The organism is Caulobacter sp. GW821-FHT10C03, assembly GCF_059415485.1.
The window spans coordinates 193530-205982 of the sequence record NZ_JBWKNI010000003.1; the positions used below are offsets into that span (position 1 = coordinate 193530).

At 69.2% G+C, this 12453-nt stretch carries 10 protein-coding genes; 9 read left to right on the forward strand and 1 reads right to left on the reverse strand.

Annotation, left to right across the window (positions count from 1 at the left end):
- The first annotated feature begins 145 nt into the window (after positions 1-145).
- From AC07NG_RS05000 to AC07NG_RS05015, 4 genes are read left to right on the forward strand one after another with little or no spacing between them, the layout of a single operon-like run.
- Complete coding sequence (locus tag AC07NG_RS05000) at positions 146-817, forward strand: response regulator transcription factor (protein WP_487287981.1); 672 nt, start codon at positions 146-148, stop codon at positions 815-817.
- 33 nt (positions 818-850) lie between these two features.
- Positions 851-1066 (forward strand): hypothetical protein, encoded by a 216-nt coding sequence (locus AC07NG_RS05005; RefSeq protein ID WP_492853810.1) that lies wholly within the window; start codon positions 851-853, stop codon positions 1064-1066.
- A 10-nt stretch (positions 1067-1076) separates the two neighbouring features.
- On the forward strand, positions 1077-1373 hold the full coding sequence (locus tag AC07NG_RS05010) for a type II toxin-antitoxin system RelE/ParE family toxin (RefSeq protein WP_494592589.1): 297 nt from the start codon (positions 1077-1079) through the stop codon (positions 1371-1373).
- Positions 1374-1377: 4 nt separating this feature from the next.
- A complete protein-coding gene (locus AC07NG_RS05015; protein WP_492853808.1) occupies positions 1378-2784 on the forward strand; it encodes a sensor histidine kinase in 1407 nt (468 codons plus the stop codon).
- A gap of 7 nt (positions 2785-2791) precedes the next feature.
- Here AC07NG_RS05015 and AC07NG_RS05020 read toward each other — a convergent pair whose 3' ends face one another.
- Entirely contained in the window at positions 2792-3262 is a 471-nt protein-coding gene (locus AC07NG_RS05020) for a hypothetical protein (RefSeq protein WP_494592590.1), read from the reverse strand.
- Between the two features lie 308 nt (positions 3263-3570).
- On the opposite strand from AC07NG_RS05020, the gene AC07NG_RS05025 reads away from it, so the two are divergent.
- The 5 genes from AC07NG_RS05025 (at position 3571) to AC07NG_RS05045 (ending at position 12440) form a co-directional block, all read left to right on the forward strand.
- Positions 3571-4407, forward strand: coding sequence for an alpha/beta fold hydrolase (locus AC07NG_RS05025; protein WP_487288178.1), 837 nt, complete (start codon positions 3571-3573; stop codon positions 4405-4407).
- A gap of 90 nt (positions 4408-4497) precedes the next feature.
- The gene (locus tag AC07NG_RS05030) at positions 4498-5775 is read left to right on the forward strand and encodes a Xaa-Pro dipeptidase (protein ID WP_494592591.1); all 1278 of its coding nucleotides are present in this window, start codon (positions 4498-4500) and stop codon (positions 5773-5775) included.
- A gap of 141 nt (positions 5776-5916) precedes the next feature.
- Positions 5917-8265 (forward strand): TonB-dependent receptor, encoded by a 2349-nt coding sequence (locus tag AC07NG_RS05035; RefSeq protein ID WP_494592592.1) that lies wholly within the window; start codon positions 5917-5919, stop codon positions 8263-8265.
- 76 nt (positions 8266-8341) lie between these two features.
- The gene (locus AC07NG_RS05040) at positions 8342-9859 is read left to right on the forward strand and encodes an esterase-like activity of phytase family protein (protein WP_494592593.1); all 1518 of its coding nucleotides are present in this window, start codon (positions 8342-8344) and stop codon (positions 9857-9859) included.
- Positions 9860-9962: 103 nt separating this feature from the next.
- A complete protein-coding gene (locus AC07NG_RS05045) occupies positions 9963-12440 on the forward strand; it encodes a S9 family peptidase (RefSeq protein ID WP_494592594.1) in 2478 nt (825 codons plus the stop codon).
- Positions 12441-12453 lie beyond the last annotated feature (13 nt).

Sequence of the window (12453 nt, forward strand, 5' to 3'; positions counted from 1 at the left end):
GGGGCGGGATTTTTCGTATGTGACCAAGGTTTAAGGTACGCTCGCGCGTAAAGCCGGTATCAGACCGCTCGCTATCGCTCCGGTCGACAGAATCGGGAGAACGTGGGTTGTTTCTCCATCCGGACGGCGCACGAGGGGTTGGCTGATGCGTATTCTGATCATCGAGGACGATCTGGAGGCCGCCGCCGCCATGTCCCACGGCCTGACCGAGGCCGGCTATCAATGCGTCCACGCGCCGGATGGCGAGGCGGGCCTGACCGAGGCCGGCAAGGGCGGCTTCGACGTGCTGATCGTCGACCGGATGATGCCCAAGAAGAACGGCGTCGAGGTGGTCTCGACCCTGCGCCGCGAGGGCGACCAGACGCCGGTGCTGTTCCTGTCGGCCCTGGGCGAGGTGGGCGACCGGGTCGACGGCTTGAAGGCCGGCGCCGACGACTATCTGGTCAAGCCCTATGCCTTCCCCGAGTTGATCGCCCGCGTCGAGGCCCTGTCGCGCCGCCGCGAGACGGGCGCGGTGGCCACGACCCTGAAGGTCGGCGAGCTCGAGATGAACCTCATCAACCGCACGGTCCATCGCCAGGGCAAGGAGATCGATCTCCAGCCCCGGGAGTTCCAGCTTCTGGAATTCATGATGCGCCACGCCGGCCAGTCGGTGACCCGCACCATGCTGCTGGAGAAGGTGTGGGAATACCACTTCGACCCGCAGACCAACGTCATCGACGTGCACATCTCCCGCCTGCGCAGCAAGATCGACAAGGGGTTCGACCGGGCCATGCTGCAGACCGTGCGCGGGGCGGGCTACCGGCTCGATCCGTAGGCGGCCTGCCGGACCCGTGTTAGGCTGAGCGCCATGAACAAGCCGTCCAAGCCCGTTGCGAAAGGCGCTCCCGTTGATCCGGAGCTTTCCGGAGCGGATCTGGACGCGTGGCTGTCGCGCAATGGCGATGCGCTGGAAGTGCTCGTCGCGGAGGCGGACGCCCAGGACGGTGAGCGCTCGGTGCTCGACGTGGAAAAGCTGATCGCAGAGGAAACCTCGCGGTTTCTTCAAGTCCAGCGCAAGGCCTGACCCGTCCACCGTGCCGCCGCGTTTCGTCACCACGGCCAAGGCTGAGGCGGACCTTCGCGACATCTTTCGTCAAGTCGCCGCCGACAACGGACTTTCGGTTGCGGCGTCGGTGCTGAGGAGACTGGAGGCGGCCTTGCCAAACCTGGCGGCTTTTCCGCACCTTGGCCGGGCCACACGCCGCGGCGCGCGCGTTCACAGCGTCAAGCCGTGGATCATCGTTTATCGTCCGATATCGGGCGGCGTCGAGGTGCTGCGGGTCCTGGATGGCCGGCGCGACCTCGACGTTCTGATCGGCAAGAAGACCTGAAGCCATGCGCCTGCCGCGCCTCGTCCGATCCACGCCGTTCAGGCTGACCCTGCTGTTCCTGGCCCTGTTCGCGGCCGCGGCGACGGCCTTCCTCGGCTATATCTACATCGCCACCGCCGGCGAGGTGGACCGCCGCGCCGACGCCGAGATCACCCGCGAGATGGAGAGCCTGGAGGCGGCCTATCGCCAGGGCGGGGTCAACGCCCTGAACCAGACCCTGGTCGAGCGGGCGATCGGCGAGCGGCCGTTCCTCTATTACCTGGCCGGCAAGGACGGCAAGCGGATCACCGGCTCGATCGAGGAGTCGCCGATCGACGACTTCACCGGCACGGGGCCGACCTGGCGCACCTTCACCCTGACCGAGACCGACCTCGACGGCGCCACCGTGCGGCGCTCGGCGCGCGGGGTGCAGGAGCGATTGAGCGGCGGCGAGATCCTGTTCGTCGGGGCCGATGTCGCCGAGTCCCAGGGCTATGTGATGAAGATCGTCCGGGCCCTGTGGGGCGCCGGCGCGCTGGTCATCATCCTTGGCTTGGCCGGCGGGGTGCTGATCAGCCGCAACGTCAGCCGCAGCATGCAGGGCCTGGTGGACGTCGTGAACGCCGTGCGCTCGGGCGACCTGCACGCCCGCGCCAAGCTGCGCGGCACCCGCGACGAGTATGACGAACTCGCCGAGGGCCTGAACGACATGCTCGACCGCATCGAGCGCCTGATGGGCGGCCTGCGCCACGCCGGCGACGCCATCGCCCACGACCTGCGCAGTCCCCTGACCCGCCTGCGCGCCCGCATGGAGGTGGCCCTGATCGACGCCGAGAACGGCAAGGGCGATCCGGTGGCGGCGCTGGAGACGGCGCTGATGGACGCCGACGGCGTGCTCAAGACCTTCAACGCCGTGCTGGCCATCGCCCGCCTGCAGGCCGCCGGCCAGGCCCCCGACCAGAAGCCCTTCGACGCCAGCGAACTGGCGACCGACATGTCCGAGCTCTACGAGCTGTCGTGCGAGGACAAGGGGCTGGACTTCAAGTCCGAGGTCACGCCGGCCCTCAGCTTGCGGGGCAATCGCGAGTTCATCGCCCAGGCCCTGGCCAACCTGCTCGACAACGCCATCAAGTACACGCCCGAGGGCGGGGCGATCATGATGCGCCTGCGCCGGCGCTCGTCGGGCGAACTGGAGTTCTCGGTCACCGACACCGGCCCCGGCGTGCCCGAGGCCGACCGCGCCCGCGTCGTCCAGCGCTTCGTGCGCCTGGAGAACAGCCGCAGCGAGCCGGGGGCGGGCCTTGGCCTGTCGCTGGTGCAGGCGGTGGCCGCCTCGCACGGCGGCCGTCTGGAACTGGCCGAGGGGCCGGGCGAATACAACGGCATGGGCCCCGGCCTGCGGGTGGCCCTGGTGCTGCCCCGGGTGGAGTAGGGGGCGCCTAGGCGGCCGCCTCGCAGGCCGCCAGCGCTTCGGCGGCGAGCTGGTCGATATAGGGCTCGTCGGACGGCTCGGCCCAGACCTTCAGATCCGCGATCAGCGAGGGATGGGCGCAGAGCGCGGCCGCCTCGAACAGCGGCAGGGCTGCGGCCTCGCCGGCCAGCGCTTCCCGCACCAAGGGCAGGGCGAGACCCGTATCGCGTTGCGCCAGACCCAGCATCGCCTCGGCCCGGACGACCCCGTCGTCGTCATGCCGCGCAGCCTGCAACAGCGCCTCGCGCACGGCGGGGGTGTCGATCTCCGCCTGGGCCAGCAGGAAGACCGCCCAGTCGCGGTTCGACGCGTCGGCGTCGCCCGTCAGATCGACGACCCGGCGCAGGTTTTCCTCCGCCGTCGCATCGCCCAGGAGCGGGGCGGTCTCGGCGATGACCGCCTTCAGGAAATCGGACGCGGGTTCGTAGGCTTCACGCATGGGCCGATCGTGGCCGAGCAGCGCTCGATCGGCAAGTCGACGTCGAAGCGCGTTCGTCCCAGGCGTCGCCCGATATGTTCAAGCCCGCTCCCGGGCCGTGGGCCACTGTGCGCCTCGTTCGGGGAGGCGACGACACGCCGTCCCGACTGTTCGATCCAGAGGGGCGACCGATGACCAATCCTTCCACCGACGACGGCGCCTCCCGCCGCGACGTGCTGACCGCGGGCCTTGGCCTGGCGGCCTTCGCGCTCGCGCCGCCCTTCGCCGCGGCCACGGCCGCGCCTCTTTCCTCCCATGGAGCCATGACCATGAGCAGCGGTTACGTCACGACCAAGGACGGCGTGCAGATCTACTACAAGGACTGGGGTCCCAAGACCGCCCAGCCGATCGTGTTCCACCACGGCTGGCCGCTGAGCGCCGACGACTGGGACAACCAGATGATGTTCTTCTACGCCAAGGGCTACCGGGTGATCGCCCACGATCGCCGGGGCCATGGCCGCTCGACCCAGACCGACGACGGCAACGAGATGGACACCTACGCCGCCGACGTCGCGGCCCTGACCGACCACCTCGACCTGAAGAACGCCATCCACGTCGGCCACTCGACCGGCGGCGGCGAGGTGATCCACTACGTCGCCCGCGCCAAGCCGGGCCGCGTGGCCAAGGCCGTGCTGATCGGCGCGGTGCCGCCGATCATGGTCAAGAGCGACAAGAACCCGGGCGGCCTGCCGCTGGAGGTGTTCGACGGCTTCCGCGCCGCCACCGCCGCCAACCGCGCCCAGTTCTTCTTCGACGTGCCGGCCGGCCCGTTCTACGGCTACAACCGTCCGGGTGCGAAGGTCGACCAGGGCGTGATCTGGAACTGGTGGCGCCAGGGCATGGCCGGTGGGATCAAGGCCCACTACGACTGCATCAAGGCCTTCTCCGAGACCGACTTCACCGAAGACCTCAAGAAGGTCGATGTGCCGGTGCTGGTGATGCACGGCGACGACGACCAGATCGTGCCCTACGCCGACAGCGCTCCGCTTTCGGCCAAGCTGCTCAAGAAGGGCGAGCTGAAGACCTACAAGGGCCTGCCGCACGGCATGTGCACGACTCACCCGGAGATCGTGAACCCCGACCTGCTGGCCTTCTTCAAGGCGTGACGAAAAAGGGGCGGCCGCAACGCGCGGTCGCCCTTTCCACGGTCAAGGCCACGCTCTAGCGTCGGTTTCGCAAATCAGCGAGGCGACCGGATGCGTGGACTGAAGATTTCGACCCTGGCGATCGCCCTGGCGCTGAGCGCGGGCCTCGCCCAGGCGGCCGAGACCAAGGTCGTCACCGCCGCGCGGCTGCTCGACGTCGCCAGCGGGCGCTATGTCGAGAACCCGGTGGTGCTGGTGGTCGGCGGCCGGATCACCGCCGTCGGCAAGGCGGGCGAAGTGGCCATCCCGCAGGGCGCCGAGACCGTCGACCTGCCGGGCGCGACCCTGCTGCCGGGCCTGATCGACATGCACGTGCACCTGGACGCCTCGCCCGTCTATGGCGGCTACAATTCCCTGCAGTTCAGCGACGCCTTCTGGAGCGTGACCCAGACCGCCAACGCCAAGGCCACGCTGAACGCCGGCTTCACCACCGTGCGCAACGTCGGCGCCGACCGCTTCAACGACGTGGGCCTGCGCGAGGCGATCGACGAGGGCATCGTGCCCGGGCCGCGCGTGGTGACGGCCACCTACGCCATCGGGGCCACCGGCGGGCACTGCGACAGCACCTTCTTCCCGCCCTCGATGGACCAGAAGGCTCCCTACAACATCGACAGCCCCGACCAAGCCCGCAAGGCGGTGCGGACCCTGAAGAAGTACGGCGCCCAGGTGATCAAGATCTGCGCCACCGGCGGGGTGTTCTCGCATGGCGACGAGCCGGGCCAGCAGCAGCTGACCCTGGCCGAGATGACCGCCGTGGCCGACGAGGCCCACATGGCCGGCCTGAAGGTCGCCGCCCACGCCCACGGCGCGGCCGGCATCAAGGACGCCATCCGCGCCGGCATCGACACCATCGAGCACGCCAGCCTGGTCGATGACGAGGGCATCAAGCTGGCCGTCCAGAAGGGCGCCTGGTTCTCGATGGACATCTACAACACCGACTACACCCAGGCCGAGGGCGCCAAGAACGGCGTGCTGGAGGACAATCTGCGCAAGGACCGCGACATCGCCGAGGTCCAGCGCGAGAACTTCCGCAAGGCCCTGAAGGCCGGGGTGAAGATGATCTACGGCACCGACGCCGGGGTCTATCCGCACGGCGACAACGCCCGGCAGTTCGCCGTCATGGTCCGCTATGGCGCCACGCCCCTGCAGGCGATCCAGGCCGCCACGGTCAACGCCGCCCAGGCCCTGGGTCGCGAGAAGGACGTCGGCCAGGCGACCCCCGGCCACTACGCCGACCTGATCGCCGTCTCGGGCGACCCGCTGGCCGACGTCACCGTGCTGGAGCATCCGGTGTTCGTGATGAAGGGCGGCCAGGTGGTGCGGAAGTAGAGGCCGGGCCCGGCCCACTTTTCCCGCAGCAGGGGCTGTTGCGGAAAAAGTGTCATCAACCTGTGAAATAGACGCGGCGCTGAAAACAAACGGCGCTGGGGGCACGAGTCTCGTGGCGGCGCCGTCACGGGGGATGCCTAGATGCTGCAACGGTCCGCTAGCGCGATCGCGATCGCCGCCTGTCTCATGCTCGCCGCCCAGGCGCATGCGGCCGACGTCCCCGCAGCCGACGCCGCTCCGGCGGCGGCCGACAGCAGCGAACTGGACGGCGTCATCGTCGTCGGCGCCGGCCAGACCCGCTCGGTCACCACCCTGACGCCGGCCAGCCTGGAAGTCCTGCCGCCCGGCACCAGCGTGCAGAAGGCCCTGAACTTCCTTCCCGGCGTCAGCGCCCAGTCGATCGACGCCCTGGGCGTCAACGAGCAGTCGCTGACCCTGCAGGTGCGCGGCTTCAACACCACCCACCTGGGCTACACGCTGGACGGCATGCCGCTCGGCGACGGCGCCTACAACAACTATAACGGCCTGACGATCAGCCGGGCGCTGATCTCGGAAAACCTGGGCCGCGCCGACCTGGCGACCGGCATCGCCGGCCTCTCGATCCCCTCGACCAGCAATCTCGGCGGCGCGCTGATCTACGTGTCCAGCGACCCGAAGAAGCAGATGGGCCTGTCGGTCAGCCAGAGCTTCGGCAGCGAGGACACCGCCCGCACCTTCATCCGCTTCGACACCGGCGAGCACAACGGCTGGTCGGCCTACGTCTCGGGCCAGTACAGCGAGCAGGACCTGTTCGTGAACCAGGCCGCCTACAACACCTCCACCGGCAAGCAGTTCAACGGCAAGCTCACCTACCAGGGCGAGCGCGGCCAGCTGACGGCCTTCGCCGACATCTCGCGCACCAACCAGGCCGACGACGCCTATCTGTCGAAGGACATGCAGAGCCGCCTGGGCTGGGACTGGGCCGGCTACGCGCCCAACTGGGACGCCTACGTCTCCCGCGCCGCCTGCTCGGTGGCGTCGCTGGCCTCCAAGTGCGTGACCTCGACCTCGCCCGAGAAGCTGTCGGACGTGACCTTCACCAACGGCCAGATCCTGCGCGACGACAATCTGTTCTACATCGCCGGCGACTTCGACATCACCTCGAGCCTCAAGGCCCACGCGCAGGTCTACAAGCACGAGAACAAGGGCGCCGGGAACAACTTCATCACCGGCCTGTCGAACCAGGGCACGACCTCGACGGCCGACGACCTGCCGGTGCAGATCCGCGACACCCGCTACACCATCGACCGCGACGGCGTGGTGGCGAACCTCGCCTGGACCTACGGCTTCAACCACCTGCAGGCCGGCCTCTGGCTGGAGCAGAACACCAGCAGCGCCGCGCGCTACATCTGGACCACCGTCACCGGCCCCATCGACCTGGCCCAGTACCTGAAGGGCCGCCCGGACACCGCCCAGTGGGTGCAGAAGACCGACTGGAACACCCAGCAGTTCTACGTGCAGGACACCATCACCCTGCTGGACGACGCGCTGAGCATCGACTTCGGCTTCAAGAGCACCAACGCCAAGTCGAACGCCACGGCCCTGCCGGGCATCGCCAAGACCGCCGCGGCGGCCTCGACCCAGTTCGCGACCGGCTCGCTGAAGGCTTCGGACAGCTTCCTGCCGGAAGCCGGCGCCCGCTGGCGGATCGCCCCCGGGCACGAGGTGTTCGCCAGCTACGCCGAGAACATGGCCATGTTCCAGGGCGGCTTCAAACTGGGCCCGCAGTCGGTGTCGCAGACCGTCTGGGACGCCCAGGGCAAGTACCTGAAGCCCGAGACCTCCAAGAGCGTCGACGTCGGCTATCGCTATGTGGGCGAGGCGCTGCAGGTCTCGGTGTCGGCCTATGAGGTCGATTTCGACAACCGCCTGCTGCAGTACAATCCCTGCCCGACCAACCAGCAGCAGAACCCCGGCTGCGGCAACTCCTTCCACAACGCCGGCAGCGTCACCAGCAAGGGCGCCGAGATCGGGGTGCTGTGGAAGCCGCTGTCGTGGCTGAACTGGTACAACTCGGCCTCGTACAACGAGTCCACCTACGACGAGGACCTGAACTGGTGCACGACCACCTGCGTGGTCAAGAAGACGGCCGGCAAGCAGCAGGTCGACACGCCCAAGGAGATGTTCTCCAGCGTGGTCAGCTTCAAGCGCGGCGGCTTCTCGGCCTCGCTGCAGGGCAAGTACACCGGCCGCCGCTACTACACCTACACCAACGACCAGAGCTTCGGCGCCTACACCACCTTCGACCTGGGCCTGGGCTATCGCTTCAGCGAGGAAGGCTTCGTGAAGGGCGCGAAGGTGGCGCTGAACGTCACCAACCTGACCAACAAGCGCTACGCCTCGAACTTCGACAGCAGCGTGTTCGCGCCGGACGATGCGACCGGCAGCATCGTGGTGTTCCACTCGTCGGCGCCGCGCCAGATCTTCGCGACGATCGGCTTCGACTTCTAAGCCCCGTCGCCTGACGCAGACCTCTCAACGGCGGGCGGCTCGGGGCCGTCCGCCGATCGACCCCGGGAACATCACGATGCGCCGTTCGATCCTGCTGGCCCTCGCCGCCCAGACCCTGGCCGCCGCGACCCTCGCCGGCGCCGCTCACGCCCAATCCCAGACCCATGTGGTCAAGCACTGGAGCGAGGCGGCCGGCGACGAGACCGTCGTCTTCGAGGGGCGGACCTTCGTCAATCACGGCCTGGTCGCGGTGGGTCGGCTGGACGCGGCGACGCGGGACTTCAAGGGCGACACCCTGGGCTCGTTCTCCGGCATGGCCCTGCGGTCGTGGCGGCGCCTGCCGGACGGGACCTACGAGGGCGAACTGCTGACCCTGCCGGACCGCGGTCCCAACGGCGTCGGCTCGGTGGCCGGCACGCTCGACTACGCCAACCGCCTGCACGCCCATCGCATCACCCTGGCCGACGGCAAGCTGACGATCACGCCCACGGGCGGCTTCCTGCTGAAGGACCAGACCGGCCAGCCGTTCACCGGCAAGGACCCGGGGTCCAACGTGCTGACCCGCAAGGACATCCGCTATCCCTCGCCCGAGGCGGGGGAGGGCGCGGGCAAGATCAGTCTCGACTCCGAGGCCGTGGCCTACCTGCCGGACGGGTCGTTCTACGTCTCCGACGAGTACGCGGCGGGGATCTATCTGTTCGACGCCTCGGGCCGCCAGATCGGCGCGGTCCAGGCTCCGCCGGCCCTGCTGCCGACGCGCGACGGCCAGGCGGACTTCACCGCCGAGAGCGCCCCCGCCACGGGGCGGCGCAACAACCAGGGCCTGGAGGCCCTGGCGGTCAGCCCCGACGGCAAGCGCCTGATCGCCATCCTGCAGAGCGCCACGATGCAGGACAGCGCCGGGGCCAGCGCCGCCGCCCGCAACAACACCCGCGTTCTGGTCTACGACATCAGCAAGACCCGCACGCCCGCCGCGCCGATCGGCCACTACGTGCTGCAACTGCCGACGGTGCGCGAGGCCGGCGACGGTCAGCCCGCCAACGTCACCGCCGCCCAGTCGGAGATGCTGGCCCTGAACGACCACCAGTTCCTGGTGCTGTCGCGCGACGCCAACGGCCGGGGCAAGGGCTCGACCAAGGCGCCGGTGTTCAAGAGCGTGCTGCTGGTCGACACCGACGGCGCGACCAATCTCGCCGGAACGCCCTACGAACAGGCCGCGACGTCGCTGGCCAAGGACGGGGCGCTGGTCGCCGGCCTGACGCCTGTGCGCCAGGCCGAGCTGGTCAATCTGCTCAATCCCGTCCAGCTGGCGAAGTTCGGCATGAACCTGTCGACCGCGCCGTCCGACCGCTTCAGCCTGTCGGAGAAGTGGGAGGCCATGGCGCTGGCCCCGGCGCTCGATCCGGCCGCGCCGAACGACGTCTTCCTGCTGGTCGGCAACGACAACGACTTCGCCACCGCCGACGGCCACGTCAACGGCCAGACCTTCGACGCCGGCCTGACCAACGACAAGGGCGCCGGCGCGGGCGACAACGACAGCGTCATCCTGGTCTATCGCCTGACTCTGCCGGCGGGCGCCTCGGGACGGAACTGACGGGCAGGAACGATCGCCGATATGCCAGTCAGGCTCGATTTTTCGTTCACCTGAGCCGTTCGTACGCCTATTGCTGCCCCTTCCTGAGAGTTCCGGGGGCTTCATGTTCGATACGCGTTTCCGTCGCCGCGCCGCGGCCCTGGCTTCCACCGCCGTCCTGGCGGCCCTGATCGGCGGCGGGTCCGCCCTGGCCGGCGAGGCCTATCGCACGCCGCCGGCGCCGATCGCCCAGATCCTCGACGCCGCTCCGACGCCCGGCGTGACCCTGAGCCCCGAGCGCAAGACCCTGGCCATACTGGGCCGAGAGAACCTGCCGCCGATCCGGGCCGTGGCCGACCCGATCCTGCGCCTGGGCGGCTATCGCCTGAACCCGCGCACCAACGGCCCGATCGAGGCCCGCACCACCTGGATGAACAGCCTGTCGTTCGAGGACGTGAAGACCGGCGCGGTGCGCAAGGTCGCCCTGCCGGACGGCGCGCGCTTCATCGAGACCCGCTGGTCGACGAACGGCCAGAACCTGGCCTTCGTGATGGAGGCTCCCACGGGCCTGGAGCTGTGGGTCGCCGACCTGAAGACGGCCACGGCGCGCAAGCTGACCGGCCCGGTGCTGAACGCCGCCTTCGGGGCCGGCTACGACTGGCTGCCCGACGACAGCGGCTTCCTGGTCCGCCAGATCCCGGCCGGTCGTGGCGCGGCCCCCGCCGAACCAGCCGCCCCGGAAGGCCCGATCGTGCAGCAGGCCGCCGGCCGCACCGCCGCCATCCGCACCTATCAGGACCTGCTGGCCGACGCCCATGACGAGGCGCTGTTCGACCACTACTTCACCAGCCAGCTGACCCGCGTGGCCCTGGCCGACGGCGCGGCGACCCCGGTGGGCGCGCCCGGCGTGATCAACGGCTTCTCTGCGTCGCCCGACGGCCGCTACCTTTTGGTCACCCGCCTGAAGCGTCCCTACAGCTACCTCGTGCCGGCCAGCCGCTTCCCCACGCAGATCCAGGTGCTGGACGCGACCGACGGCAAACTGGTCAAGACCCTGGCCGACCGCCCGCTGGCCGATAACCTCTCGTCGGCCTTCGACGCGGTGGTCGCCGGTCCGCGCAGCGCCGAGTGGCGCGCCGACGCGCCGGCCACCCTGGTCTGGGCCGAGGCCCAGGACGGCGGCGATCCGAAGAAGAAGGTCGAGATCCACGACCGGGTGCTGATGCAGGCCGCGCCGTTCGACGCCGCCCCGGCCACCCTGATCGACCTCGACCTTCGCTATGCCGGCATCGACTGGGGCCGCGGGGACTTCGCCCTGGTCACCAGCCGCTGGTTCGACAACCGCAAGGAAAAGCGCCTGGCGGTCGATCCGTCCAAGCCGGGCGCGGGCCGCCTGCTGCTGGAGCGCAACTACCAGGACCGCTACGGCGATCCGGGCGACGCGGTCAGCCGCCGCAACGCCCAGGGCGAGGCGGTGCTGCACTTCACCCCTGACGGCAAGGGCGTGTTCGTCACCGGCGCCGGGGCCACGGCCAAGGGCGAGTATCCGTTCGTCGGCGTCATGAACCTGGCCGACGGCAAAACCGCGCGCCTGTGGCAGGCCAAGGCCCCGTACTACGAGGCGCCGGTCGCCCTGGCCGACGAGGCCGGCAAGACCCTGATCACCCGCCGCGAGAGCAAGGACGAGGTTCCCAACTACTTCGTCAAGCCGCTGAAGGGCGGTAACGGCAAGGCCCTGACCAGCTTCGCCGACCGCGCCCCGCAGTTCGCCGGCGTCACCAAGCAGACCATCACCTACAGCCGCCCCGACGGGGTGAAGCTGTCGGGCGACCTCTATCTGCCGGCCGGCTACGACAAGGCCAAGGACGGCCCGCTGCCGATGCTGATGTGGGCCTATCCCGAAGAGTTCACCGACGCCTCGGTGGCCGGCCAGACGGTGGACGCGGGCAACCGCTTCACCCGTCCGGGCGGCGCCAGCCCGCTGTTCCTGCTGACCCAGGGCTATGCGGTGCTGGACGGTCCGGGCATGCCGATCATCGGTAAGGACGGGGCCGAACCCAACGACACCTATGTCGAGCAACTGACCGCCGACGCCAAGGCCGCCGTTGACGCGGTGGTGGCCATGGGCGTCGCCGACCGCGACCGCATCGCCGTGGGCGGCCACAGCTACGGCGCGTTCATGACCGCCAACCTCTTGGCCCACACCGATCTCTTCCGGGCCGGCATCGCCCGCTCGGGCGCCTACAACCGCACCCTGACGCCGTTCGGCTTCCAGTCGGAGCAGCGCACCTACTGGCAGGCGACCGACACCTATACGAAGATGAGCCCGTTCACCTACGTCAAGCAGATCAACGAGCCGATCCTGCTGATCCACGGCCAGGCGGACGACAATTCCGGCACCTTCCCGATCCAGAGCGAGCGTTTCTACGCCGCGCTGAAGGGGGCGGGGGCCACCGTGCGCTACACCGTGCTGCCCTACGAGGCCCACGGCTATCGCGCCCGGGAGTCGGTGATGCATACCCTGTGGGAGATGACCGACTGGATGGACCGCTACGTCAAGAACGCCCCGCCGCGCGCCGCGGCGCCCGCCGCCGCCCAGTAAGGACCAACCGCCG